The 25,395-nt window shown below is 42.3% G+C and carries 23 protein-coding genes, 1 pseudogene and 1 riboswitch; of the genes and pseudogenes, 18 read left to right on the top strand and 6 right to left on the bottom strand.

Going from position 1 to position 25,395, the window contains the following annotated elements; translation table 11 throughout:
• Positions 1-60: 60 nt before the first annotated feature.
• From LJE11_RS11500 to LJE11_RS11490, 3 genes are read left to right on the top strand one after another with little or no spacing between them, the layout of a single operon-like run.
• Positions 61-807, top strand: a complete 747-nt coding sequence (locus tag LJE11_RS11500) for a copper homeostasis protein CutC (protein WP_119243228.1) — start codon at positions 61-63, stop codon at positions 805-807.
• Positions 807-3,308, top strand: coding sequence for a transglutaminase domain-containing protein (locus LJE11_RS11495; RefSeq protein WP_173702010.1), 2,502 nt, complete (start codon positions 807-809; stop codon positions 3,306-3,308). The genes LJE11_RS11500 and LJE11_RS11495 overlap by 1 nt, the downstream gene beginning before the upstream one ends.
• Before the next feature lie 23 nt (positions 3,309-3,331).
• On the top strand, positions 3,332-4,642 hold the full coding sequence (locus tag LJE11_RS11490; protein WP_026649169.1) for an alpha-L-fucosidase: 1,311 nt from the start codon (positions 3,332-3,334) through the stop codon (positions 4,640-4,642).
• 82 nt (positions 4,643-4,724) lie between these two features.
• On the opposite strand, the gene LJE11_RS11485 is transcribed toward LJE11_RS11490, so the two are convergent.
• Complete coding sequence (locus LJE11_RS11485; protein ID WP_025578865.1) at positions 4,725-5,243, bottom strand: hypothetical protein; 519 nt, start codon at positions 5,241-5,243, stop codon at positions 4,725-4,727.
• Between the two features lie 245 nt (positions 5,244-5,488).
• Here LJE11_RS11485 and cobI point away from each other — a divergent pair, with 245 nt between their 5' ends.
• The 3 genes from cobI (at position 5,489) to LJE11_RS11470 (ending at position 7,828) form a co-directional block, all read left to right on the top strand.
• Positions 5,489-6,184 (top strand): precorrin-2 C(20)-methyltransferase, encoded by a 696-nt coding sequence (gene cobI / locus LJE11_RS11480; protein ID WP_008706308.1) that lies wholly within the window; start codon positions 5,489-5,491, stop codon positions 6,182-6,184.
• On the top strand, positions 6,181-7,023 hold the full coding sequence (locus tag LJE11_RS11475) for an ABC transporter ATP-binding protein (protein ID WP_118569514.1): 843 nt from the start codon (positions 6,181-6,183) through the stop codon (positions 7,021-7,023). The genes cobI and LJE11_RS11475 overlap by 4 nt, the downstream gene beginning before the upstream one ends.
• Positions 7,024-7,096: 73 nt before the next feature.
• The gene (locus LJE11_RS11470) at positions 7,097-7,828 is read left to right on the top strand and encodes an ABC transporter permease (RefSeq protein ID WP_118566667.1); all 732 of its coding nucleotides are present in this window, start codon (positions 7,097-7,099) and stop codon (positions 7,826-7,828) included.
• Positions 7,829-7,994: 166 nt separating this feature from the next.
• Here LJE11_RS11470 and LJE11_RS11465 read toward each other — a convergent pair whose 3' ends face one another.
• The 3 genes and pseudogenes from LJE11_RS11465 to tnpA form a co-directional block, all read right to left on the bottom strand.
• Positions 7,995-8,891: a selenium metabolism-associated LysR family transcriptional regulator gene (locus tag LJE11_RS11465; RefSeq protein WP_227295990.1), complete on the bottom strand. Its 897-nt coding sequence runs from the start codon at positions 8,889-8,891 to the stop codon at positions 7,995-7,997.
• A 15-nt stretch (positions 8,892-8,906) separates the two neighbouring features.
• Complete coding sequence (locus tag LJE11_RS11460) at positions 8,907-10,070, bottom strand: aminotransferase class V-fold PLP-dependent enzyme (RefSeq protein ID WP_227295988.1); 1,164 nt, start codon at positions 10,068-10,070, stop codon at positions 8,907-8,909.
• 78 nt (positions 10,071-10,148) lie between these two features.
• Positions 10,149-10,552: pseudogene (gene tnpA, locus LJE11_RS20395) on the bottom strand (IS200/IS605 family transposase).
• Between the two features lie 84 nt (positions 10,553-10,636).
• On the opposite strand from tnpA, the gene LJE11_RS11450 reads away from it, so the two are divergent.
• The 6 genes from LJE11_RS11450 (at position 10,637) to LJE11_RS11425 (ending at position 18,301) form a co-directional block, all read left to right on the top strand.
• Positions 10,637-11,776, top strand: coding sequence for an RNA-guided endonuclease TnpB family protein (locus tag LJE11_RS11450; protein ID WP_177968988.1), 1,140 nt, complete (start codon positions 10,637-10,639; stop codon positions 11,774-11,776).
• Between the two features lie 549 nt (positions 11,777-12,325).
• Positions 12,326-13,333 (top strand): LacI family DNA-binding transcriptional regulator, encoded by a 1,008-nt coding sequence (locus tag LJE11_RS11445; protein WP_055154113.1) that lies wholly within the window; start codon positions 12,326-12,328, stop codon positions 13,331-13,333.
• Positions 13,334-13,566: 233 nt separating this feature from the next.
• Positions 13,567-14,841, top strand: a complete 1,275-nt coding sequence (locus LJE11_RS11440; RefSeq protein ID WP_177968989.1) for an ABC transporter substrate-binding protein — start codon at positions 13,567-13,569, stop codon at positions 14,839-14,841.
• Positions 14,842-14,857: 16 nt separating this feature from the next.
• Positions 14,858-15,745: a carbohydrate ABC transporter permease gene (locus tag LJE11_RS11435; RefSeq protein WP_026649841.1), complete on the top strand. Its 888-nt coding sequence runs from the start codon at positions 14,858-14,860 to the stop codon at positions 15,743-15,745.
• Positions 15,742-16,584, top strand: coding sequence for a carbohydrate ABC transporter permease (locus LJE11_RS11430; protein ID WP_227295987.1), 843 nt, complete (start codon positions 15,742-15,744; stop codon positions 16,582-16,584). The genes LJE11_RS11435 and LJE11_RS11430 overlap by 4 nt, the downstream gene beginning before the upstream one ends.
• Before the next feature lie 43 nt (positions 16,585-16,627).
• Positions 16,628-18,301 (top strand): glycoside hydrolase family 13 protein, encoded by a 1,674-nt coding sequence (locus LJE11_RS11425; RefSeq protein ID WP_227295986.1) that lies wholly within the window; start codon positions 16,628-16,630, stop codon positions 18,299-18,301.
• A 140-nt stretch (positions 18,302-18,441) separates the two neighbouring features.
• Here LJE11_RS11425 and LJE11_RS11420 read toward each other — a convergent pair whose 3' ends face one another.
• Both LJE11_RS11420 and LJE11_RS11415 read right to left on the bottom strand, forming a co-directional pair.
• The gene (locus LJE11_RS11420; protein WP_022380036.1) at positions 18,442-18,891 is read right to left on the bottom strand and encodes a DUF5684 domain-containing protein; all 450 of its coding nucleotides are present in this window, start codon (positions 18,889-18,891) and stop codon (positions 18,442-18,444) included.
• Positions 18,892-19,399: 508 nt separating this feature from the next.
• Positions 19,400-19,879, bottom strand: coding sequence for a hypothetical protein (locus LJE11_RS11415; protein WP_055059016.1), 480 nt, complete (start codon positions 19,877-19,879; stop codon positions 19,400-19,402).
• A 131-nt stretch (positions 19,880-20,010) separates the two neighbouring features.
• A riboswitch (FMN riboswitch) is annotated at positions 20,011-20,144 on the top strand.
• 153 nt (positions 20,145-20,297) lie between these two features.
• Here LJE11_RS11415 and LJE11_RS11410 point away from each other — a divergent pair.
• The 6 genes from LJE11_RS11410 (at position 20,298) to LJE11_RS11385 (ending at position 25,174) form a co-directional block, all read left to right on the top strand.
• Positions 20,298-20,933 (top strand): ECF transporter S component, encoded by a 636-nt coding sequence (locus LJE11_RS11410; RefSeq protein WP_026649844.1) that lies wholly within the window; start codon positions 20,298-20,300, stop codon positions 20,931-20,933.
• Between the two features lie 201 nt (positions 20,934-21,134).
• Positions 21,135-21,428 carry a nucleotidyltransferase family protein gene (locus LJE11_RS11405; protein WP_008706339.1) on the top strand — a complete coding sequence of 98 codons (294 nt, stop codon included), beginning with the start codon at positions 21,135-21,137 and terminating at the stop codon, positions 21,426-21,428.
• Positions 21,415-21,804: an HI0074 family nucleotidyltransferase substrate-binding subunit gene (locus LJE11_RS11400; RefSeq protein WP_008706340.1), complete on the top strand. Its 390-nt coding sequence runs from the start codon at positions 21,415-21,417 to the stop codon at positions 21,802-21,804. The genes LJE11_RS11405 and LJE11_RS11400 overlap by 14 nt, the downstream gene beginning before the upstream one ends.
• A 40-nt stretch (positions 21,805-21,844) precedes the next feature.
• Positions 21,845-22,459: an NUDIX hydrolase gene (locus tag LJE11_RS11395; RefSeq protein ID WP_055152655.1), complete on the top strand. Its 615-nt coding sequence runs from the start codon at positions 21,845-21,847 to the stop codon at positions 22,457-22,459.
• 72 nt (positions 22,460-22,531) lie between these two features.
• Positions 22,532-24,952, top strand: coding sequence for a glycoside hydrolase family 3 protein (locus LJE11_RS11390; RefSeq protein ID WP_055152653.1), 2,421 nt, complete (start codon positions 22,532-22,534; stop codon positions 24,950-24,952).
• Positions 24,953-24,991: 39 nt separating this feature from the next.
• Positions 24,992-25,174: a hypothetical protein gene (locus LJE11_RS11385; protein ID WP_173697596.1), complete on the top strand. Its 183-nt coding sequence runs from the start codon at positions 24,992-24,994 to the stop codon at positions 25,172-25,174.
• Positions 25,175-25,395 lie beyond the last annotated feature (221 nt).

Raw genomic sequence — 25,395 nt, 5'->3', positions numbered from 1 at the left:
AAATCAGTCAGCAGAATGGATGATCTGTCTGGCTTAAATGAAAAAGATGGAGGCAAGTACGTGAAAGAATATATTTTGGAAGCCTGTGTAGATTCTGTAGAATCTGCTATGGCAGCGGTTGAGGGAGGCGCAGACAGGCTGGAACTCTGCGGCAACCTGATCATCGGCGGAACCACTCCGGGACCGTGGCTTTTTGATGAGATAAGAAAGCGTTCGGATATCAGGATCCATGCCCTGATCCGTCCGCGTTTTGGAGATTTCTGCTATACAGATGCAGAATTTTCCATGATAAAGCATGCAGTAGAAGATTTCAGGAAAATGGGTGCTGAAGGTGTTGTATTTGGGGTGCTGAAACCGGATGGCACATTAAACATGGAACAGATGAAAGAACTGATGGAGGCGGCAGGGGATATGTCAGTGACCCTTCACAGAGCTTTTGATGTATGCGTGGATCCAATAGAAACAATGGAACAGGCAATCTCACTGGGAATCAATACGATCCTTACTTCAGGCCAGCGCAATGTATGTCTGCAGGGGGCAGATCTGCTGAAGGAACTGGTAGAGAAGAGTCTGGGACGTATCACGATCCAGGCAGGAAGCGGCGTGGGAGCAGAAGTGATCCGCCAGCTTTATCCGCTTACAGGAGTCAGGGCTTATCATATGACAGGAAAGAGAGTCATTGACAGTGAGATGCAGTTTCGCAAGGATGGAGTCAATATGGGACTTCCGATGCTGAGCGAATATGAGATATGGCGTACGGATGTAGATAATATCCGTGCCGCAAAGAAAGTTCTGGAGGAATTATAATGGCAGAACCGAGAGTTTTTTTAAAAGAGAACAGGGGCCGAATTGAAGAGAACTACCTGGAGCAGGCAAAGAGCCTGCCCCGGGTTTTTGCGCCTGTAGACGAGAAATTACAGAAATGTACAGAGGAAGTGGCACTTGCATGTAAATATTTATATGCGTTTATGCCGTACAGTGACATTGGCAATTACCCGTTTGAAGTATTTCTGGACTATGCGGAGAATGGTGTGAGGCTCTGGAAAGAGAATCCGCAGGTTGCAGACCTTCCGGAAGAAATCTTCCTGAATTATGTGCTGTTTCACAGAGTAAATGAGGAGGAGATCGCACAGTGCAGAACTTATTTCCGCGCAGAGATCGGAAGCAGAATACAGGGAATGAACTTCAGAGAAGCAGCGCTGGAAGTGAACTACTGGTGTGCCGAAGAAGCTACTTATCATTGTACAGATGACCGTACGTTATCTGCGATTTCTGTATACCGCAGAGGAAATGGCAGATGTGGTGAAGAGTCTGTGTTCACTGTAAATGCACTGCGAAGTGTAGGCGTACCTGCCCGCCAGGTATATGCACCGAAGTGGTCTCACTGCGATGACAATCACGCCTGGGTAGAGATCTGGTGTGACGGTAAATGGTACTTCCTTGGAGCCTGTGAGCCTGAAGAAATCCTGAATAAAGGATGGTTTACAAACGCTTCTTCCAGAGCAATGATGATCCATTCACGTGTGTTTGACACCAAGATCCCGGAAGGCGAGGTGATCGGCACAGATGGTATGGTGACCATGCTGAATGAATTGAAGAGGTATGCAGTAACCAAAGAAATTACAGTAACAGTAAAGGATGCGCAGGGGTTACCCGCAGAGGGAGCTGAGGTTTCCTTTGAGGTACTGAACTATTCAGAGTATGCCCCGATCGCAGAGAAGAAAACAGACAGTAAGGGAACTGCCAGACTGACAACAGGACTTGGAAGTCTGCATATTTCCGCAAGAATGTGTTCTGACGGCGAGTGGTTCTATGCGGAAGCAGTTATGAACACTGAGAAAGAAGATAACTGTGAACTTTGTCTGGTACCGCAGGACGAAAGAAATGACGGCGAATCAGAAAAGTGGACAGCAGCAGATATATTTGCTCCTCATGATGCACCTGTAAACACAGACATGCCGACTCCGGAACAGAAGGCGAAGGGAAATAAGCGTCTGGCAGCAGCCAATGCACACAGAGAGCAGAAAGTAAGAAACTGGTCAAATCCGGAATGTGAACGTTTCCTGGAAAAAAAGGTAAACAGGATAGAAGAAGCCATTGCTGCCTCATACAGAGAAGATCTCCTGAGGGTTCTTACAGAGAAAGACAGAACTGACTGTATCAGTGACGTTCTGGAGGAACATCTGGAGCTGGCAATTCCATATCATGGTATGATGAAAAAGGATACCTTTGTATCTTATGTGTTAAATCCAAGAGTAGATGATGAAGTTCTTCAGAAATACAGAAGAGAGATTAAGAAGCATTTTTCCAGAGCTGAGAAACAGGAGCTGAGAGATGATCCTTCCAGAATCTGGAATCTGATCGAGAAGGCAATTGTTTCCAGACCGGAGAAAGAGCGTTCCAGTGTGATCACAACACCGGCAGGATGCATAAGGACCTGTACAGGAAGCTTCCTGTCAAAGAAAATCCTGTTTGTTGCAATAGCGAGAACCCTTGGAGTAGCGGCAAGACTGAATCCACATGATCGTTCTATGGAATATATGGAAAACGGAAGATTCGTTCCTGTGCTTGCAAGAACAGAGAAGAACTGTACTCTGATCCTGAAAGCAGGAGAGACTGTACAGTGGAAATATTTCCAGAACTGGAGTATTGCAAAACTGGAGAATGGAAGATATACATCACTGAAACTGGGAGCAGAGAATTTCGAAGATCAGATCCTAAATCTGCCGTTGGAATCCGGAAACTACAGGATTCTTACTTCAAACAGACTTCCAAATGGAAATATGTTTGCAAATGAATATCATTTTGAAATTCAGCCCGGAGAGACAAAGGAAATCGAGCTGGTACTCAGGGAAGCAGATCTGGAGGATATGCTGGAGAATATTTCCATGCCGGAATTTATGCTGAAAACTGAGGATGGTACAGAGTTGAAAGCATCTGACCTTACAGCAGACGGAAAACATATCCTGATGTTTCTGGAAGAAGAAAAAGAGCCTACTGAGCATATCTTAAATGAAATGATGGAGCAGGAAGAGGCTTTCGCAGAATATGCAGAGCAGATTATTTTTGTAGTGAGAAGTAAAGAAGCACTGGAGACACCGACACTGTCCAAAGCACTTGCAAAGTTAAAAAATATTCAGATTTATTATGATGATTTCTCAGAGATTATCAATACTCTGGGAAGACGTATGTACGTAGACCCGGATAAACTTCCGCTGATCATTGTGACGAATGGAACCCTGAATGGGATTTATGCGACCAGCGGTTACAATGTAGGAACCGGGGATATGCTGTTGAGATTAATGTAAATAAATACAGGAGATAAGAAATCATGTATCAGTTTAACAGAAAAGAATATGAAGAACGTATGAAATGGTATCAGGATGCCCGTTTCGGAATGTTTATCCACTGGGGCTTATATTCTATTCCTGCAAGAGGAGAATGGGTACGCAGTACAGAGGAGATGCCTGAGGAAGAATACCTTCCGTTTATGAAAGAATTTGATGCCAGAGACTATAACCCGAAACAGTGGGCAAAAGAGGCAAAGGCAGCAGGTATGAAATATGTAGTTCTGACTGCGAAACACCATGATGGTTTCTGTTTATTTGACAGTAAATACACAGATTATAAAGTTACCAATACACCTGCAGGAAGAGATCTGATCAAAGAATATGTGGAAGCTCTTCGCGAAGAAGGTCTGAAAGTCGGTCTGTATTTCACCTTACTTGACTGGCATCATCCGGACTATCCTCATTACGGAGACCGCATCCATCCTATGAGAAACCATCCGGAATGCAGTAATGAAAACAGAGATTTTTCTCGTTATATAGAGTATATGTACAATCAGGTGGAAGAGGTCTGCACAAATTATGGAAAAATCGATATTATGTGGTTTGACTTTTCCTATGACGATATGCGAGGCGAGAAATGGGGAGCAACCAGACTGATAGATATGGTCCGCAGATTACAGCCGGGAATCATCATTGATAACCGTCTGGAAGTCAGTGGTGAGGGAAGAGGATCTCTGTATGAATGCGATCCGACACCGTATCATGGCGATTTTATAAGCCCGGAACAGATCATCCCGCCGGAAGGAATCTGTGACAAAGAAGGGAATCCGATGGTATGGGAAGCATGCTTCACCATGAACAATAACTGGGGCTACTGCGCAAATGACCACTATTACAAACCTGCTTCCATGCTGATCAAGAAGCTGGTAGAGTGTGTTTCCAAAGGTGGAAATATGATCCTGAATGTAGGACCTGATGCGAAAGGTAAATTCCCGAAAGAATCCTCCGCGATCCTGGCGGAAATCGGACGCTGGATGGATAAGAACCATGACAGTATCTATGGATGCGCTCCGGCAGCAGATATTCCGAAACCGGATTATGGACGTATTACCAGAAAAGGAAATAAGTATTATGTCCATATTTATGAGAATACATTAGGACCACTGCCGCTGATTGGATTTGACAAGAATAAGATTGTGAAAGTACGTGCCCTGGATGACGGACATGAAGTGCCGATCTCTACTTTATGGGTGCACAGCGATTATCCGGATATCGCATTTGTTGACCTTGGCCCGGATCCTGTACTGCCGGATCCTGTAGACTATGTGCTGGAAGTGGAGATGGCTGAATAAAGATATAGAATACAAAAAAAGCTGCCGTATGGCAGCTTTTTTGTATTTCTTAACCGAACTGAGATGCAGGTGTCCGCCTGGCTCAACAACGGTTTCTCTTGTTTACGAAATAATTCAGAATCCCGCCGCCTATGATAATAACAAGAGCAACAGCAACAACACGTTTCGCTGCTTCCTGCGGCATCTGGCTTTTGGAACCGATGGAATCGGAATAGAAAGTCAGGGTATAATTGATCTCATGAGGGGTACCCATGGCGGTAGTGTCTGCGATTACCGGCATGCTCTCATCCATAATGGTAACCGGGATCTGGAATTCAGAATTCGTTCCTTCCTCATTGACAGGGAGATATTTTTTACCGTCAACGATCATGTAGTCATAATTAGAGCTGCTCCACTGGATATCGGCAGTTACTTCGCCGTTTTTCACAGTGATCAAAGTCGGTGAAGTGACACTGGCTTTGCCGCTTCCACCTTCCAGCTCTACCTGGATGGAATACTCCCCATCTTCTTTATCAAGAGTGAAAGCCTGTGCAGCAGGAACAGAAGTCCATACTGACAGACAGCAGATCAAAGCTGCCAGAACTGCAAAAATCTTTCTCATATTTCTTTCCTCACTTAAATTCGATAATTTTCATCATCCCACAATTGAAATTAATTGTCAATACCTCGTTGAAAAAGTTATCCTGTTTTAGTATAATAAAAGGTGCTGTCCGCACGCAACATCATTGAGAACGTAGTGAACAGTGAGCACAATAAATGAATATCTGTGAATTGCTTTGCTGCGAAGCAGCTCCTGCAATTCTGATATCATAAAAATGTATATGCAAATCACAGGAGGATATGGTAATGAGAGGAATTTTATACGGAGTAGGAGTTGGCCCCGGAGATCCGGAACTTATGACATTAAAGGCAGTGCGCCTGATCAAAGAGAATGATATTATTGCAGTACCGGGCGCAGAGGTGCGTGAAACAGTTGCATATAAGATCGCAGTACAGGCAGTACCTGAGCTTGCAGACAAAGAACTTCTGCCAATCTATATGCCAATGACACACGATAAGGCAGAACTGGAACTGAACCATGAAAAAGGAGCCAAGGCGCTGGAAGCAGCACTTGATACAGGTAAGAATGTAGTATTTCTGACACTTGGAGATCCGACTATCTATTCAACATTTTCATATGTGCAGAAGAGAGTAGAAGCAGATGGATATGAGACAAGACTGGTAAGCGGCATCACTTCCTTCTGCGCAACAGCAGCACGCCTGAATATCCCGCTTACAGAGTGGAACCAGCCTCTTCATGTACAGCCTGCAGTTCACCGCCTTGACAGTGAACTGGATCAGCCGGGTACCTATGTGCTGATGAAATCCGGCAAAAAGATGAATCAGGTAAAGGAAATTCTGGCAAAAAGCGGACGCAATATCCGTATGGTGGAGAACTGTGGAATGCCGGATGAGCATATTTACAACAGTGTAGAAGAAATTCCGGATGATGCAGGCTATTATTCTCTGATCATTGCAAAGGAACAGGATGGAGGATTATGATCGAAACCAGAGATCTGACAAAAACCTTTGACAATTTTACAGCAGTGGATTCCCTGAACCTGAAAATTGAAAAAGGTGAGTTTTTTGGTCTTCTCGGACCAAACGGAGCAGGCAAGACAACGACCATCAGTCTGCTCTCAACCCTTCTTCTTCCGACAAAGGGAGAAATCCTCATAGACGGTCAGCAGCTTACAAGACAACGTCCCGATCTGAAGAGAAAAATCAGTGTGATCACCCAGGAATATTCCATGCGTCAGGATATGAATATGGATGAGATTATGGAATACCAGGGACGGCTCTATTTTATGCCGCGAAAGCAGATAAAAGAAAGAACAGAAGAGCTTCTGGAGTTCTGTGACCTGCTGAAATTCCGCAAGCGTACAGTCCGTAAGCTTTCAGGTGGAATGAAGCGTAAGCTGATGGTCTGCCGGGCATTACTGACAGATCCGGAGATATTGCTTCTGGATGAACCCACAGCAGGAATGGATGCTCTTTCCAGGAGACAGATGTGGAATCTTCTGCGTAAGCTTAATGAGAAAAACCTGACGATCCTGCTGACTACTCATTATATGGAAGAAGCACAGAGTCTCTGCAATCGTGTGGCACTGATGGATCATGGAAAGCTGGAGGAGGTAAGTACTCCGCAAGCATTGATCGAGAGTCTTGGTGCTTATGCAGTAGACGAGATGACAGCAGATGGAACACAGAATCACTATTTCCATACACGCCAGGAAGCAATCCGGTATCTGGAAGAGCTTACAGGGCAGGCGTCTCTTCGTGAGACAACACTGGAAGACGTCTTTGTAGAAAGAGCCGGGAAACATTTGATTTCAAAATAGCAGATATTAACTGAATCAGGGAAGTCCCCTGCGGAGGCTGCGAAAAAAGTTAGAATAATCTGGAGAAAAATGTATGGGAATTATAACAATATTATGGGAGAAGTGGGTAGAATTCCGCCGGGACTTCTATAAGATCACGCTGGCAGCAATGATCGCACCGCTAATGTATCTGATCGTATTCGGAATGGGAATCCAGACCACTTCTCATGGACAGCCATACCTGAACTTTCTGATTCCGGGTGTGGTATCATTGACAACTATGAACGGAAGCTTCAACGCCATTGCGCAGAACCTAAACGTACAGAGACTGTATGAGAAGGCTTTTGATCAGGTGATGATCTCCCCCACACCATTATGGCAGTTTATTGCCGGACAGATCATCGGGGGAAGTCTGCGCGGTCTGTATGCAGGAGGAATCATACTGCTTCTTACAGCACCTATTGAGACAGGACTGATTTTCAACGGATGGTCCTTTCTGGTGATGTTCCTGAACGGAGCGGTATTCTCAGCCATCGGCGTGGTGGTCTCCTTTCTGGCAAAAAACCACGCAGACGTGCCGAGGTTTTCCAATTATATCATTATGCCTATGGCATATTTGTGTAACACCTTTTTCTCAACAGAGAAACTTCCGGGATTTGTAGGCAAGTTTGTATCAGCCTTGCCATTATCCCAGACCAGCCATCTGATGAGAAGCATTTCATCAGGTGAGGCGGTGAATTACGCTGGTATTGGGATCCTGCTTCTTTATTTGCTGGTGTTTACTGTAGCAGCATCATGGTTTATTTATAAGAAGAAAAATCTGTAACTGACTGACAAGGAGGAGCCTGTGCTTCTCCTTGACTTATTTATGTATTCGCAAAATCAAGTGCAATAACCAATATTCGCCTGACTGCTACTCAGAAGTATCAGTGGTATTTGTGAGAACATGAAGATTATCAATTTTTCTCTTTTTTTCAGCCGGCAGATAACAGTTACATATAATAGTCTCGCACAAACTGTACAAACTGCTTTACATGGGGGTTCAGAATCCTGTTTTTGCTGTAGACTATATAGAAACTGCGCTTATGGGCAGCTTCCTCCAGCGGAAAGACAAGAATCTGCTTTGTCCTCTGCAGGTCATTGACAGAGCGTGATGAAAGAATAGAGATTCCCAGACCATTAACAATGGACTTTTTGATGCTTTCCAGGTCATTCATGCGGGCGATCACATTCAGATTGCCTGTTGTGATGCCTGTGCGCTCCAGAAAAAGGTCCATTTCTTTTTTTGTGCCGGAGCCTTTTTCCCTGAGGATAATAGAATCTTTCAGGAAATCATGAAAAATAGCGGGTGTTTCTCTGTCCTTGAGTGCAAGATAGTGATCTGTTACAGGAGTTGCTATGACCAGCTCATCATGGCAGAAAGGAATAAATACGCAGCTTTCATCACGTGTATTCTGGCCTACCAGAGCCAGATCTACAGTTCCGTCCAGTACCCGGCTGATGGATTCTGAACTGTCTGACTGTATGGAGTGAAAATAAACATCAGGGTGCGTTTTGCCGAAAGCAGCAAGCAATTCCGGCAAAAGATAAGAAGAAGGAATGGTAGATGCAGCCAGATCTATCATATGTTTGTGGGCACCTGTAAAATTTTCAAGCAGGTTATTTCTGATTTCCAGCATACGGACTGCACTGTCATAAAGCTGGTAGCCTTTGGCTGTGATCGTTGTTTTCTTTGTAGTACGGATGATCAGTTTCATATGCAGTTCATCTTCCAGGGAACGTATATGCGCACTGATCGTAGGCTGTGTCAGATAGAGGCGGCGGGCTGCCTCTGAGAAGCTGCCGTAGTCCACGACAGCGACGAATGCTTCTAATTGTTTAAATTCCATTGTGAAACTCTCCTTTTATAGCAATGCAGATAATGCAGCTAAAGCAATATCCAGTTCCTGTTTTGTATTCTCGGATCCGAAAGAAAACCGGAGAGTACCTTTCGGGTATGTTCCAAGGGTTTTATGGGCATTTGGTGCACAGTGAAGGCCAACTCTTGTCATAATTCCGTAAGTACTGTCCAGCTCAAAGGCGGCCTGAGCCATGTCCATATGTAAGGTCTGGACAGATACAACTGCACAACGGTTTTCAGTATTTTTTTTACCGATAATACGCAGAAATTTTTCTTCAGGATCCAGATTCAGGATACCATCTATAAAGTATTGTGTCAGCATTAATTCATGTTGGCGGATTTCTTCCATGGACTGTTTCTCCAGATCACAGAGTGCGGCATGAAGTCCCAGAATCCCAGGTATATTGGGAGTTCCGGGCTCGAAACGATCAGGAAGAAATGCCGGTACTTCTTCAGAATGAGAGGCACTTCCTGTTCCACCGCTGATAAGAGGCTCAATCTGCGCTGCCAGTTTATTGCGGATCAGAAAGCCACCTGTTCCCTGTGGCCCTCTGAGTCCCTTGTGACCTGTAAATGCCAGTGCGTCTATGTGACATTTCTCCATATCAATGTTAATGGTTCCTGCCGTCTGTGCAGTGTCCAGAATAAAAAGAAGCCCATGTTCTTTGCAGAAATCTCCGATTTCCTGTGCTGGCATGACAGTTCCGCATACATTAGAAGCATGAAGACAGACCACAAGCTTAGTCTCAGGACGAAGGAGTGCGGTCGCTTTATCAAGCAGAAGACTGCCGTCAGAAGCGCATGGGATCCTGTCAAAAGAAATTCCATGTTTCTCCAGCTGTACAAGGGGACGCATCACTGCATTATGCTCCATGGCAGTTACAAGTACATGATCGCCGGGTTTCAGAAGTCCTTTCAGAAGAACATTCAGACTGGCAGTGATATTTTCTGTAAAAATAACATTCTTACCCTTTCCGGAAGTAAAGTGAAAGAGCCTCAGAAGCTGTTCTCTTGTTTCAAAAATCTGTTCCTCCACAGAATAAGCTGCCCGGTATCCTCCCCGGTTCACATTCACAGCAGAGCCTGACAGGTAATCATAAACTGCCTGTGCAACAGATGGTGCCTTGGGAAAAGACGTACTGGCCTGATCCAGATAGATTTTATTCATAAATAAATCCTTTCGTTTGTCATGGGCGGAAACCCACTGCCTTTAGGCGGTGGGAGGAGCCTTGTAAATTGTTATCTATTATCCTTGACTCTCAATATATTTTTGTATAGTTGCTGATGACACTTCTCCAATGCTGCAAGCAAAATAACCATCTGACCAAAATATTTTTTTCTTCCAATATTGTTTTGATAAGACCGAATTATACTTTTGCCATAAGTAGTATGTTGTTTCCTGTTTTACAATTTTAACAATGTCGCATACTCTATCCGTTGCATCATAACTTAACAAAAATGTATATGGTCTTTGTCTGTTTCCATAGCAATTATTTCGTAGCCACGAGTATTAGCTATATCGAGAATCTTTTGTTTCACATCATCAGCAATAGAGCCTTGTAGTAGTTGTTTGCGGTATTTGGTTACAAGAACTATATGTACTTTCAGACTGTATTTTCGTCTGTTATGACGATAATATCTATTATCCATAAATCACCTCTGATAGTTATTGACGTTCACTAAATATTAGTATACACTATTGCTAGTGAAGTATCAATGAGAGGAATAAATTTTATGGAACAGATAACTATAACTGCAAAAGTTCAGATAGTTGCAACTGATACAGATAAAGTTTTGCTTAATAAAACAATGTCTGTTTATTGTGATGCCTGTAATTATGTTTCAGATTATGTATTCCGCACACATGACCTAAAGCAGTTCTCACTCAATAAAATTTTGTACTCTACTCTAAGAGAAAAGTTCAGTCTCAAATCACAAATGGCGCAGTCTGTTTTTAAAACGGTTATCGCAAGATATAAGACCATTCTTGAAAATCAGAATGAATGGATAAAACCATCTTTTAAAAAACCTCAGTACGACCTGGTTTGGAACAGAGATTATTCTTTAACTCAAAACTGCTTTTCCGTCAATACGCTTAATGGTCGTGTGAAACTTCCTTATTTTGCTGAGGGTATGTCTAAGTATTTTAACCATTCTATTTACAAGTTTGGTACTGCCAAACTTGTAAATAAACATGGTAAATACTATCTGCATATACCAGTTACCTATGAGGTTGAAGAAAGTAATATTTCTGATATTTGTAATGTTGTAGGTATTGACAGAGGTATTAACTTTGTTGTTGCAACTTATGACAGTAAACATAAGTCTGGATTTGTTAGTGGTAAAGCTATTAAACAGAAACGGGCTAATTATTCCAGGCTTCGTAAAGAACTTCAAATGCGACATACGCCATCCTCAAGGCGAAGACTAAAAGCTATCGGTCAGCGAGAAAACCGTTGGATGCAGGATATTAACCATCAGGTATCGAAGGCACTCGCCACCGGTAATCCAAAGCATACTCTCTTTGTATTAGAAGATTTGACTGGTATTCGCAATGTTACAGAACGTGTCAAAACAAAAAAACGCTATGTTTCTGTATCATGGTCTTTTTATGACCTTGAGCAGAAGCTGATTTACAAAGCGAAGCAGAATCAATCTTCTGTAATAAAGGTGGATCCTCGTTATACCAGTCAATGCTGTCCTGCTTGTGGACATACTGAAAAGTCTAATCGTAATAAGAAAATACATTTGTTTACTTGCAAAAACTGCGGTTATACGTCTAATGATGACCGTATTGGAGCTATGAATCTGTATCGTATGGGAATAAACTATCTTGCTGATAGCCAAGTACCTAATACAGTTGTAACAGAGTAAACTCTGCTACAAAGGGTGCTGTCAACCACCCAATGATGTAACGCCACTTTAGGCAGCAATGCCTATTGGGGATAAAAGGTCGGAGGCGTAAGCCGTTACTACGACTGGGCAGTTACAAGCCCATTACCTTTAGGTGATGGGTAGTTGACACAGAAGCGGACTTCCCGGAGAAAACGGAGGAAGTCGAGCAGATTGTTAGAGTAGAACCGCAGGGCTATGTGGGAATTTATCATGCGGATGAAGAATAAAAGTATCATTCAGTTCATCCTTTGAATAACTGCGCGTCGCATTCTCGTTATTTTCCAATGAAGAGAGTCAGACGCGCAATTTTGTTTCAATCTGGAAAAAACTATACCATTCGCTTGTCTGCGAATCCGATTGCACGGGTATAAAAGCCTCAGCGTAGCTCGCTATGCCTGCGTTTTTATAATAATATAAGAACGGAAGTTTACTTAAAAACATATATATGGTATAAACATTTTATAGAAAAGGATATCTTTAACACGATTGTATGAATCTATAAAATATCGTAAAACAGGAGGCGTTTAAATGATCAGACTTCAGGATATTGCAGATATGGCGGGGGTGAGCCGGACTACGGTTTCCAATGTGATCAATGGAAATACCAAGAGAGTGTCTCAGGAAACCATAGATAAGATTACCCGCATTCTGAAAGAACAGAATTATGTTCCACATATGGGATCTGTGATGTTGTCAGGTCATGGCTCCAGAATCATCGGAGTAGTGCTTGGATTTGCCACTGCTCATGGAATGCAGTCTCTGCAGGATTCCTTTGTGGGAGAGCTGATAGGAACCATACAGACAGAAGCAGAACGGAAAGGTTATTTCGTCATGCTTATCGGTGGAGAAAAAATTGAAGATGTAGTAGACATGGCTTCCAGGTGGAATGTTGAGGGTCTGATCATTCTGGGATATGATGAGGAACGATACAGACAGCTGTCCAGAAAACTGAACAAAAAGATGATATTGATCGATGCATATCCGGAAGGGGAATACACCTTCCAGAATGTAGGAGTTGACGATTATTCCGGTGGATATCAGGTTGGAGAATACCTGTATTCCTGTGGATATCACAGGGCATTGTTTATCGCAGAGACAGATAAGGACAGTGATTCCCGCAGATGGAATGGATTCAAACAGGCTATGGAAAAGCAGGGCGGTTTCTGCAGCAAATCCCGTCTGATCGTAGTTCCGGGGGAGAAGAGACAGCGCCTTAGCAGATATGAAGAACTGCTTCCTCGTTTCCTTGAAGTAAAGGCACTGGCGTTTTCTTCGGATTACGGAGCGATTGAGGCTATGAACTATTTCTTTGACCATGGGATTAAGGTTCCGGATCAGATTTCCATAGTAGGTTATGATGACAATATTTATGCGGAGTTTGTCCGTCCCAGGCTGACTACGGTTCATCAGGATATCCACCAGAAGGGCGTGATCTCCCTGCGTCGTCTGCACCGGATGATAGAGGGAGAAACTTTAAAAGAAATGAATATCAAGAGCCCGGTGCGGCTGATAAAAAGAGAGTCTGTGAAGGAATAGCAGGCTCTCTTTTACAATTTACAGAACTTATCTGGTTGGGTTAACAGTGTAAAAACATACTGATTATTGTATGATATGCACAAAAATAGATCGTGAATTTTGTGTGAAATTTAAGTTTCCCGAGAAACCTGTTGATTTTTACAGACAGACTGCGTTATGATAAAGTCACCAAGGGAAAACAGAGGTTGCGCAGCCTTCGTAGTTAATGAAAATTAAATTATGGAGGAGAAAAAATGTATAAAAAAATAATAAGCACATTGGTAATTGGTACTTTGCTTGCCGGCACATTAACAGGATGCGGCGGTTCATCTGACGCAGGATCTTCAGCGAAAAGTTCAGGTAAAACAGAACTGGAACTTTTTTCCACAAAACCTGAGAACAAGGATACGATTCAGAAACTGGTAGACAAATATAATGAAAGCCATGACGATGTGACAGTAAAGGTTACTGCTCCGCCGGATGCAGGAACAGTATTAAAGACCAGAATGGCAAAGAATGATATGCCTGACATCGTAGCAATGGGCGGCGATAACAACTACACTGAGGTTGAGGGTGCAGGTATGCTGCTTGACCTGGGTGATCAGGATTATATCAAGGATGTACAGGAAGCCTATATTGACATGGTTTACGATGTAAATAAGGACAAAGAAGAGACAATATATGGTGTTCCATTTGCTACAAATGCTTCCGGTGTTATCTACAATACAGAGAAATTCGAAGAGCTTGGACTGGAAGTTCCGAAGACCTGGGATGAGTTTATAGATGTTCTGCAGAAAATCAAGGATGCAGGCGAGCAGCCATTACTGATGACTTACAAAGACGCATGGACAGCACTTGCACCGTGGAACTCCATAGCAGCAGACCTTGCACCGGAGAGCTTCGCGGATGACCGCAAAGCAGGCAAGACAACATTTGTGGGAACACATGAGGAGATTGCAGAGAAATATCTGACACTTCTTGATTATGCACAGGATGATTACATGGGACTTAGCTATGATGACGGAAACAAGAAATTTGCCAACGGTGACGCTGTAATGATCATCAACGGAAACTGGGCAATCAGCCAGTACCGTAATGCTAATCCGGATGTAAAAATAAACATGTTTGCACTGCCGTCTTCCAATGATGAATCCCAGAACAAGGTTACCTCAGGTGTGGATGTGCTTCTGGGCGTAAGTAAGAGCAGCTCTAATGTAGATGCAGCCAAAGATTTCGTTTCCTTTATGATGGAAAAAGAAAATATACAGACTTATATTGATGAGCAGTTCTCATTCTCCGCATTAAAGGGTGTAGAGCAGAGTGATGAAGCAGTATCAGGCGTACAGGAAGACATCAGCAATGGTAAAGTTGCTAACTTTGAAGACCACTACTATCCATCAGGACTGGATATGGCCGCACTGGTTGCTGGATTTAGTTTAAATCGTGCAAATGGAATGGATGATAAGGAAAACATCGATCAGTTCCTGAAACAGTGTGATGAGAAATATGATGTTGCGAATGTAGATTAAGTGAGGGGATGAGCCTATGAAGAAAGCAGCGAATCGTAAAAGACCTGCTGTCAACAAAATTTACTATATTTATGTTGGTATTCTTGCAGTATTATTTTTCATCTTCCATACAATTCCTTTCCTGAAAGGTGTGTTCTACAGCTTTACTGACTGGAGAGGATACGGAGAGTGGAATTTCGTAGGGCTGCGTAATTATCTGCATATGTTTGTAGATGCAGATACAGGAAATGCTTACATTTTCACCTTTAAATTTGCTGTGATCACTACGATCCTGGTTAATGTGATCAGTCTTGTGCTTGCATGCGCATTAAATGCAAAGATTAAATTCAAAAATACGATTAAAGCGTTTTATTTCCTGCCGTATATGCTGGGGAGTCTGATCGTGGGATTCATCTTTAACTATATTTTTGCAAACCTGGTTCCGGAGCTTGGAAAAGCTCTGGGAATCAAGGCTCTCAGTGTGAATATTCTGGGTACCAACAATGCGATCTGGGGAATCATTGCAGTATCTCTGTGGATCGGATGTGCATTTAATACACTGATCTATATTGCAGGACTCCAGTCTATTGATACAGATGTATATGAAGCTGCTGACCTGGACGGAGCTACAGGCTTCAAGCGTTTCAGCAAGATCACATTCCCTCTTCTGGCACCGTCCTTTACCATTAATATGGTGCTCTCTGCCAAAGGTTACCTGATGGTTTACGATCAGATCATGGCCATGACAGATGGTGGACCTGGAACAGCAACTACTTCCATTGCAGTCCTGATCTATAAGAAGGGATTCGGTGGAGGACAGTTCGCCTACCAGTCAGCCAATGCAGTTGTGCTTTTTATTGTAGTTGTGCTGATTTCTGTATTACAGCTTCGTATACTTGAGAAGAGAGAGGAGAAGTTAGGATGAAACAGGGTGTAGCGAAGGTAAAAGAACGTTACAACTGGCCTGTAACGATTCTTCTTATCATAGGAATTGTGCTGATTATTCTTTTGCCTCTGTATATGGCACTGATGATCGCAATCAAGGATCCGTCTGACATGAATAACATACTGGCATTACCCAGAAAGCTGCGTCTGCAGAACTTCGTGGATGCCTGGGTGATGACAAATTTCCCACAGAAATTTTTTAACACTGCATTTATTACAGTGATCAACCTGTTCTTTACATTGATCACAAACTCCTTTGCAGCGTATGCAATAACCAGAAACAGGAAAAAGAGTAAATTCTTTTCCATTATGTATTACTACTTTATCAGTGCCATGTTTATCCCGTTCCAGGTAATCATGCTTCCATTGGTTGTACAGGCGAATACCTTCCATCTGGATAATATTTACGGTATTAGTTTTCTTTATATTATCTTCGGTCTGCCCATGAATACCTTCCTTTATACAGGTGCAATCAAGGCGATACCGGAAGCACTGGATGAAGCAGCAATGATCGATGGTGCCAACCCCATCCAGATTTTCAGCCGGGTCATTTTCCCGGTATTAAAACCAACTACAGCAACAGTAGCAATCCTTTCCTTTATGTGGACATGGAACGACTTCAGTATGCCACTGGTACTCTTAAGTGATGAGAGCCAGCAGACCTTACAGCTTGCACAGTATGTATTCAAGAGCCAGTTCTCTGTAGACTATAATCTGGCATTTGCCTCTTATCTGCTTGTACTGGCACCTGTACTGATCGTATATATCTTCTGCCAGAAGTGGATCATGAACGGTGTTGTTGCCGGTGCAGTAAAATAACACATCAATAAACTTGAGAAATACAAACAGGAGGCTTACGTTTATGAAGAAAACCTGGTGGAAAGAAAGTGTTGTTTATCAGATATATCCCAAAAGCTTTAAAGACAGTAATGGAGACGGAATCGGGGATATCAGAGGAATTATTGAGAAGCTTGACTATTTGAAGGAGTTAGGTGTGAATGTTCTCTGGATTTCTCCTATGCTTGAGTCTCCGCAGGATGATAATGGCTATGATATTTCTGATTACAGAAAGATCTACAAAGATTACGGAACCATGGAGGATTATGAAACTCTCCTTGCAGAAGCACACAAAAGAGGAATTAAGATTCTTATGGATTTGGTTGTAAACCATACTTCTGATGAACATTCCTGGTTTATCGAGAGCCGTAAATCCAAAGACAATCCTTACCGCGACTATTATATCTGGAGAAATCCGGTGAATGGTAAGGAACCAAATAACTGGGGCGGAGTATTTGGCGGTTCAGCCTGGGAATATGACGCACAGACAGATATGTATTATCTTCATCTGTTCTCCAAGAAGCAGCCGGATCTGAACTGGGAGAACGACAAGGTTCGTCGGGAAGTTTATGATATGATGAACTTCTGGTGTGAAAAGGGAATCGACGGTTTCCGTATGGATGTTATCAGCATGATCTCCAAAGATCAGGAATTTCCTGACGGGGAGATGAATAACGGATTGTATGGTGATTTCGGTCCGTACAGTGTTCATGGTCCAAGAATCCACGAATTCCTGCATGAAATGAATCAGGAAGTTCTTTCCAAATATGATGTGATGACTGTGGGGGAAACCTCAGGAGTTACCATTGAGGAAGCACAGAAATACGCAGGTGATGACAGAGAAGAACTGAATATGGTATTCCAGTTTGAGCATGTAGAAATCGGCGGCGGTGATTATGGCAAGTGGACCACAGAACGGTATGATTTCAAAGAGTTCAAGAAAATCATGATCAAATGGCAGGAAGAACTGGCAGGAAAAGCATGGAACAGCCTTTTCCTTGGCAACCATGACCAGCCAAGAAGTGTATCCAGATTTGGAAATGACAATCCTGCTTACCGCGATATTTCAGCCAAGATGCTGGCGACCTGTCTTCATATGATGCAGGGAACCCCTTATGTTTATCAGGGTGAAGAGCTTGGAATGACTAACATCTATTTCGACAAGCTGGAGGACTACCGCGATATCGAGAGCCTTCATTATTTCACTGAGCTGACAGAGACAGGCAGACTGACACCGGAGTATATGATGAAATGCCTGATGCTCAGAAGCCGCGATAATGCCAGAACACCTATGCAGTGGGACACTTCCGCAGGTGCAGGTTTCACTACAGGGGAACCATGGATCAAGGTAAATCCAAATTACCAGCAGATCAATGCAGCATATCAGTTAAAAGATCCGGACTCTGTTTTCCATTATTATCAGAAGCTGATTCGTCTGCGTAAAGAAATGGACATCATTGTGTACGGAGAATTTGAGGCTCTGTACCGTGACCATGATCAGATATTCGCTTACATAAGAAAGCTTGGATCAGAGAAGCTGCTCACAGTATGCAATTTCAGTGCACAGGAAGCGGAAATGGAACTTCCGGAAACATTCGCAGAAGGATCTCAGTGCCTGATTACGAATATGGGAAGAAAAGTATTTGACAGGAAAATCATCCTGAATCCATATGAGGCGTTTGTGCTTTACAAAAAATAAAATAGTCTGAAAAAAATACCCTTTCGTATGACATGACGAAAGGGTATTTTTGCTTTTATTTAGAGGAGAATGCTGATAGAGTATAAAAAGTGCTTGCCAGTATATATCTTCTTGCTTTAACTTCTTATTTTAATGTATACCTATTTATCTGCTCCATAATATCTGTCATCGCCGAAGCCAAGGATCAGCATGAAGATTGGCTGTAAGAAGATAAGGCCAATGGCGAATCCTGTGCCTCTGCCAAAAGCTCTTGCAAGCTTAACACTGTACATAATGCTGATTATGGCAAGTATGATTTTGATCAGTACGATGATCATGGAGATCATTAAACTGTCGTTTGTTTCAAGAGTTCCCTGTAAGCAGGAAGATACGATTCCAAGAACCAATGTCAGCCAGAAATATGCAGGTTGCCATGCGATTTTATAAGAAATATAATCGCCATATATTGGAATAATACTTTTCCATCCGGCCTCCCCTGCTTTGGTAAAGATTCTCCAGTTGGCAATAATCTGCAGAAGCCACCATGCGAATGCAATCATCAGATACATACCACCTAAGAATACCATGCTGCTGATAGCTATAAGTCCCATTTGTGTTCCCCCATTTCTTTCTGTGAGATATGATACATGTATCGTTGGTGTAGAAGCATAGTTGAGAACTATGTTTGTTCTCCTGAAGTATTTATGCTAAATCCATTAAAGCATATTCTCAGTAGTTCGTCAATTATCAAAGAAGATTGTACATAAGCGAGGTGAAAACTATGGCAGCAATACTTATGAACTACAAAATACCGGGATATTATATATTTTTCATTTGTCTGGCAGTGATTTCCTGTTTTTCTAATCCTGGAATGGTTGTATTAGCGGGCTGTAGGGTTGATAATATTGATCAGGCAGAGTAAAATTTTATCAATGAAGTGAGTCTCCTGCTTTAATATTACAAATATTCGTCTGACTTATGAAAAGTGCCTGATGAGATGAAAATCTTCTCAGGGATGGGTTGTGAGAACAGAGAAAAAAGAATGGTTTCGGAAAAAATAATGACAAGTTAAACAAAAGCCGTAAAGTGGGAATTTCTAGCTTTGCGGCTTTTGTGGTATCATGAATTGAAAGACATCTCAACAACTTTTCCATTGGTTACCTTAATGCGCAGACCTAATCCATTCATGCTTCTCATGGTAGACATGAAAGCGGATTTTGAGCAATAATCGTTGGGAGCTTCACCTCCGGAAAAATAGTATTTGGTCTTGGAAGTAAGTTTAAATGTATGTTTTCCGTATTTTATATATGCTTTTTTGTTTTGGCTGTTTAATATTCCGTTTTTGGAAGTATTAAATGACGCATACATTGTCAGAGTGTTCCCCTTACATATAGCCTTTCTTGTGCCTGACATATAGTATTTTGTGCCATTGGTTGTTATTGTTCCGCCTTTTTTTCCATTTATGCAGGTATCATAGTAGGTTGTACCTGACTTTCCGGTAGCTGCCTGCACATTTGAGAATCCCATGCAGCCGGTAACGAGGCAGATGGCAAGTATCAGTGTTAACATTTTCTGGAACTTCTTTGTCCATGTTTTCATATTGAAAACCTCCTTTCGTTTTCTGGATTTATTATAATAGCCTGGAAAAGCAAAGTCAATAGAGGAGCGTAATGGAATAGTTGTATTGACAATAGATATCTGTATGTAGTATAATCAGACGCAAATAAAAGAAAATTCTTCGGGGTTGTGGTGATCAGCATCAGCTGAGATTCCCTACCGGCGGTTATAGTCCGCGACCCGCTTCGGCGGCTGATCTGGTGGAATTCCAGGACCGACAGTATAGTCTGGATGAGAGAAGAACACGCGATATTTACCATACGTGCTCATTACCCCGGATATGATCCGGGGTTTTTTATATGTTGAAGAGAATCTTCATTATATAAAAAGCTTGTGGAATTTTCTTTTAACAGGATATGAGACATATCCATAAAGAATAATTTCAAAGGAGAGAAACAGTATGAGTGAACAGGTATTAAGAAATGGAAATGCGATGGCGAGGAGTAAGACGAGAACCATTACACAGATAGCCATGCTTGGCGCTATCGCAGGAATTTTAATGAATCTGGAGTTTCCGCTTCCTTTCCTGGCACCGACTTTTTATCAGCTGGATTTTTCAGAAATCCCGGTACTGGTTGGCTCATTTGCAATGGGACCGATCGCAGGTGTACTGATCGAGCTGGTGAAGATTCTTGTGCATCTGGTAACAAAGGGCTCTATGACAGCAGGTGTAGGCGATGTGGCAAACTTCATCTTTGGATGTACATTTGCAGTTCCGGCAGGTCTGATCTACCGCTATAAATCTGTTAAGAGCAGAAAACATGCAGTGATCGGAATGGCAGTTGGAACCGTACTTACAGCAGTAGTTGCATGCTTTATCAATGCATTCGTGTTACTTCCGGCATACGGAAAGGCTTTTGGAATGCCGGTAGAAGCATTTATCGAAATGGGAAGTGCAGTACACAGTTCTGTAAATAATCTTCTTACATTTGCAGCAATGATCATTTTCCCATTCAACATATTCAAATATGCTCTGACATCCCTGATCGTATTCCTGATTTATAAGAGAATCCGCGTGGTGCTCAAGGGAGATTGATTTTATATCTGATAAAGAATAAATAAATTGGCAGCACAATAAATAAAAAAGAAGAACAGCCGTATGATGAAAAATCTGCGGCTGTTCTTCTTTTTATGTGTAAAAAATAATTACGGAAATTGTCAGACAGACTTAAAAAAGATACGATAATATGGTAAGATAAAACAGACGATATAAACATCGGAATGTGAGGTTTATAAAATGAATGATACAGGAATCAGACCGGAAGTTATAGAAGAAATCCGAAACCTTGCGCAAAAATATGATATTGAAAAAGTAATTCTTTTTGGTTCGAGAGCAAGAGGAGATTTCAGAAGAACAAGTGATATAGATATTGCAGTCACAGGAGGAGATTTTGCAAGGTTTGCGTTAGATGTGGATGAAGAGACAAGTACTCTTCTGGAGTATGATATTGTAAATCTTGATCGTGACATGCAGGATGAATTAAGAGAATCTATAGAGAAGGAAGGGAGGATTTTGTATGAGAAAATATGAGAATTTCTGCAATGCACTGTCTAACATGAAAGATATTTATAATTATGAAGAACCATATGATAATGTAGTGATTACCGGACTCGTAGGATTGTATGAAATTTGTTTTGAGCAGTCATGGAAAATGATGAAAGAAATACTGGAGATTCATGGATATGCAGAGGGAGCAACAGGTTCACCGAAAATCATTCTGAAGACTGCCTATAAAGCAGGAATGATAAGAGATGAGGAGCAGTGGCTTCGTGCATTGCAGGCAAGAAATAATGTTACACATTCTTACAATCAGAAAATTGCGTTAGGAATTATAGCTGATGCAAAAGAAGAGTTTTATCAGATGTTTTGCGAACTAAAAACAGAGATAGAAGAAAACTGGCTGTAATAATCAGCGAAGGTATAGAAAGCGAAAGGAAGTATCCATTATGGGACAGATACACAATATTGAAAAACTGACAGATTGTAAATTTTTAAATTTGTACCATTTAAATGCAACAAGCATTCACAACACTCCTGTGTCATATTTCGTGGCATCCCGTGCGAAGAGTATTAACGAATTAAAGATAAAAACAGGTAAAAACACTCCGGATGGCGTGATCATTTACAGTCTTTATGGGGAAAAGAGAGACAGAGTTGTATTAGTACGTCAGTACAGATACGCAATTGGCGAATATATCTACGAATTCCCGGCAGGTCTGGTAGAATCGAACGAAGAATTCCATGAGGGTGCAGTAAGAGAAATGTACGAGGAAACAGGACTGAAATTCACACCGCTGAAAGTAGATCCTGCATTTGAGAAACCTTATTTCACAACGGTTGGCATGACAGATGAATCCTGCGCAACTGTTTATGGATATGCGGAAGGTGAAATCAGTAAAGATGCACAGGAAGACACAGAGGAAATTGAAGTTGTACTTGCTGACAGAGAAGAAGTAAAGAGGATTCTGCGTGAAGAAAATGTAGCAATCATGTGTGCATATCAGCTTATGCATTTCCTTCAGGATGAAGAACCTTTTGCATTTTTGAAGGAAGAACTTTAACCAAATCAAGCAAGTAGCGAAGCGGATGATTTTATCTGCTTGACTAAGGAGAATTAAAGGAGAATTAAGATAATGGCAAAATGGCAGAGAAGCTTCTTCCAGCCTGTGCTTCCGCTGGGAGAAGATGGACGGAGAGTTACAGGAAGTAAAGAACACATTGCACTTTCCAGAATGGCAGCAGGAGAGGGAATGGTCCTTCTGAAAAATGAGAAAAATGCACTTCCGATTCGGAGAGGGACGAAAGTCGCACTCTTTGGTAAGGGTACTGTAGACTACGTAAAAGGCGGCGGAGGAAGTGGCGATGTAACTGTAGAATATATCCGTAATCTTTATGAGGGCATGAAGATTAAAGAGGATGAGGGAAAAGTAGAAGTTTTCGATAAACTTGCGAAATATTATGAAAAAGATATTCAGAAACAATACGCAGATGGTGCAGTACCAGGTATGACAGTTGAGCCGGAGCTTCCGGATGAACTTCTGAATGAAGCGCGAGAATATACAGATACTGCAGTAATTACCATTTGCCGTTTTTCAGGCGAAGGATGGGACAGAAAATGTGAAGCAGCACAGGATGGATACGTTCTTGACGGAGAGGAAAAAAGAAACTCCGAGTTGTCAGCGAAGATTTTTGAAAACGGTGATTTCTGCCTGACAAATGCAGAGAATGCCATGGTAGAGAAAGTAAAGAAAGCATTCCCACATGTAATCGTAGTGATGAATGTTGGCGGTATCGTGGACACGAAATGGTTCAGAGACTGTGATGAGATCCAGTCAGTACTGATGGCATGGCAGGGCGGTATGGAAGGTGGTCTTGCAACAGCAGATATACTTTGTGGTGATGTTAATCCATCCGGTAAATTATCCGATACTTATGCAAAAGATCTGGAAGATTATCCATCCACAGTAAACTTCCATGAGTCTGCATTCTATGTAGATTATACAGAAGATATTTATGTAGGATACCGTTACTTTGAGACAATTCCGGGTGCAGCGGAGAGAGTAAATTATCCGTTTGGATTTGGACTTTCCTACACAGATTTCGACTGGAAGATGACTGGTGCTTCCGAAGAAAACGGTGTGATCACGGTTCTTACTGAAGTAACCAATACAGGAAAAACAGCAGGAAAAGAAGTTGTCCAGCTTTATTACGGAGCACCACAGGGTAAACTCGGAAAGCCTGCGAAAGTGCTGGGAGCATTCAAAAAGACCAGCATTCTTCAGCCGGGTGAACGACAGATTCTTACCCTGAAACTTCCTGTAAATCAGATGGCGTCTTACGATGATCTGGGCAAAGTATGCAAGTCTGCATATGTTCTGGAAGCAGGAGAATATGCAATCTATATTGGTACAAACGTAAGAGATGCAGCGAAGATTGACTTTACATATGTAGTAAAAGAAGATACAGTAACTGAGCAGTTAAGCCGGAAGGCAGCACCATATCATCTTCAGAAACGTATGCTTGCGGACGGTTCTTATGAGGAACTTCCACAGCGTGAATATGTGGAAGAAGAAGGACTTCCGAGACAGGATAAATATGCCATCGGTCTTCCATGCCCTGATACAAGAGGACAAAAAGGAATAGACTTTCTTGATTTTCTTGATTCCAAGGGAGTTCGCTTCTCTGATGTAGCAGATGGTAAAATGACATTGGATGAGTTTATGGATGTCCTGACATTGGATGACTGTATCAATCTCCTTGGCGGACAGCCAAACACAGGATGTGCCAATACATTTGGAATGGGAAATCTTCCGGAATACGGAGTCCCGAATGTGATGACTGCAGACGGACCAGCCGGACTTCGTATTCTTCCGAAATGCGGAGTGAACACAACTGCCTGGCCATGTGCCACACTTCTTGCCAGCACCTGGGATGAAGAACTGGTAGAGAAAGTTGGTAAAGCAGGAGCGGAAGAAGTAAAAGAAAATAATATCAGTATCTGGCTTACTCCTGCCTGCAACATTCACAGAAGCCCGCTCTGTGGCCGTAACTTTGAGTATTATTCTGAAGATCCGTACCTTGCAGGAAAGACAGGTGCAGCTATGGTAAGAGGCATCCAGTCTCAGCATATCGGAGCAAGTGTGAAGCATTTTGCAGCCAATAATAAGGAGACAAACCGTAAGGATTCTGATTCCAGAGTATCAGAGAGAGCACTCCGTGAGATTTATCTGAAACAGTTTGAGATCATTGTAAAAGAGGCTCATCCATATACAATTATGTCCTCCTATAACCTGATCAACGGCATCCACGCTTCAGAGAACAAAGAACTCCTGACAGGTATTCTCCGGGATGAATGGGGATTCGACGGACTGGTTACAACAGACTGGTGGACATTTGGAGAACACTACCGTGAGACAAAGGCAGGAAACGATATCAAGATGGCAGCAGGATATCCGGAACGCATAAAAGAAGCATACGAAAAAGGATTTATTACTGAAGCAGAGATCCGTCTCAGCGCAAGAAGAATCCTGAATATGATTCTGAAAATTGACTGATGAGTATCATTAATATTTTATACAGGAGCAAAAAAGATAATGGATGAGCGTAAACGAAGTTTACGAAAAGAAATAGTCAGGCTGGCACTTCCGATTGCACTTCAGCAGTTCATGACAGCCCTGGTCGGAGCATGTGATGCGATCATGCTGGGAAAGTTAAGCCAGGATGCCATGTCAGCCGTATCACTGTTCCTCTGGGATGCATCTGCGCATTTATCCTGAAACTGCCGGTTATGGTTGTCTACTTTGTACTCAATCTGGACGAGATCATTAAACTGCCGGTGGTCTATAAACATTATAAGAAATATAAATGGATTAAGAATCTTACATAATTTTACACGCTTCACAGGCACATATACCGGATATCCGGGACTATGTGCCTGTTTTGTTGTTAGGGCAAAGCCCTGTTTGCCATTGTGGAGTTTTTCGCTGATCCGAAAAAC

The sequence above is a fragment of the Blautia sp. DFI.1.216 genome, assembly GCF_020594215.1.
GTDB lineage: Bacteria > Bacillota > Clostridia > Lachnospirales > Lachnospiraceae > Blautia_A > Blautia_A wexlerae.
Note: the sequence above shows the minus strand (reverse complement) of the source record. Positions and strands in the feature narration are given on the sequence as shown.

What these genes read in the sequence shown, in the direction of transcription:
- LJE11_RS11495 (WP_173702010.1), top strand. Translation starts at nt 807, where the DNA reads ATGGCAGAACCGAGAGTTTTTTTAAAAGAGAACAGGGGCCGAATTGAA.
- LJE11_RS11490 (WP_026649169.1), top strand. Translation starts at nt 3,332, where the DNA reads ATGTATCAGTTTAACAGAAAAGAATATGAAGAACGTATGAAATGGTAT.
- LJE11_RS11485 (WP_025578865.1), bottom strand. Translation starts at nt 5,243, where the DNA reads ATGAGAAAGATTTTTGCAGTTCTGGCAGCTTTGATCTGCTGTCTGTCA.
- cobI (WP_008706308.1), top strand. Translation starts at nt 5,489, where the DNA reads ATGAGAGGAATTTTATACGGAGTAGGAGTTGGCCCCGGAGATCCGGAA.
- LJE11_RS11475 (WP_118569514.1), top strand. Translation starts at nt 6,181, where the DNA reads ATGATCGAAACCAGAGATCTGACAAAAACCTTTGACAATTTTACAGCA.
- LJE11_RS11470 (WP_118566667.1), top strand. Translation starts at nt 7,097, where the DNA reads ATGGGAATTATAACAATATTATGGGAGAAGTGGGTAGAATTCCGCCGG.
- LJE11_RS11465 (WP_227295990.1), bottom strand. Translation starts at nt 8,891, where the DNA reads ATGGAATTTAAACAATTAGAAGCATTCGTCGCTGTCGTGGACTACGGC.
- LJE11_RS11460 (WP_227295988.1), bottom strand. Translation starts at nt 10,070, where the DNA reads ATGAATAAAATCTATCTGGATCAGGCCAGTACGTCTTTTCCCAAGGCA.
- LJE11_RS11450 (WP_177968988.1), top strand. Translation starts at nt 10,637, where the DNA reads ATGGAACAGATAACTATAACTGCAAAAGTTCAGATAGTTGCAACTGAT.
- LJE11_RS11445 (WP_055154113.1), top strand. Translation starts at nt 12,326, where the DNA reads ATGATCAGACTTCAGGATATTGCAGATATGGCGGGGGTGAGCCGGACT.
- LJE11_RS11440 (WP_177968989.1), top strand. Translation starts at nt 13,567, where the DNA reads ATGTATAAAAAAATAATAAGCACATTGGTAATTGGTACTTTGCTTGCC.
- LJE11_RS11435 (WP_026649841.1), top strand. Translation starts at nt 14,858, where the DNA reads ATGAAGAAAGCAGCGAATCGTAAAAGACCTGCTGTCAACAAAATTTAC.
- LJE11_RS11430 (WP_227295987.1), top strand. Translation starts at nt 15,742, where the DNA reads ATGAAACAGGGTGTAGCGAAGGTAAAAGAACGTTACAACTGGCCTGTA.
- LJE11_RS11425 (WP_227295986.1), top strand. Translation starts at nt 16,628, where the DNA reads ATGAAGAAAACCTGGTGGAAAGAAAGTGTTGTTTATCAGATATATCCC.
- LJE11_RS11420 (WP_022380036.1), bottom strand. Translation starts at nt 18,891, where the DNA reads ATGGGACTTATAGCTATCAGCAGCATGGTATTCTTAGGTGGTATGTAT.
- LJE11_RS11415 (WP_055059016.1), bottom strand. Translation starts at nt 19,879, where the DNA reads ATGAAAACATGGACAAAGAAGTTCCAGAAAATGTTAACACTGATACTT.
- LJE11_RS11410 (WP_026649844.1), top strand. Translation starts at nt 20,298, where the DNA reads ATGAGTGAACAGGTATTAAGAAATGGAAATGCGATGGCGAGGAGTAAG.
- LJE11_RS11405 (WP_008706339.1), top strand. Translation starts at nt 21,135, where the DNA reads ATGAATGATACAGGAATCAGACCGGAAGTTATAGAAGAAATCCGAAAC.
- LJE11_RS11400 (WP_008706340.1), top strand. Translation starts at nt 21,415, where the DNA reads ATGAGAAAATATGAGAATTTCTGCAATGCACTGTCTAACATGAAAGAT.
- LJE11_RS11395 (WP_055152655.1), top strand. Translation starts at nt 21,845, where the DNA reads ATGGGACAGATACACAATATTGAAAAACTGACAGATTGTAAATTTTTA.
- LJE11_RS11390 (WP_055152653.1), top strand. Translation starts at nt 22,532, where the DNA reads ATGGCAAAATGGCAGAGAAGCTTCTTCCAGCCTGTGCTTCCGCTGGGA.
- LJE11_RS11385 (WP_173697596.1), top strand. Translation starts at nt 24,992, where the DNA reads ATGGATGAGCGTAAACGAAGTTTACGAAAAGAAATAGTCAGGCTGGCA.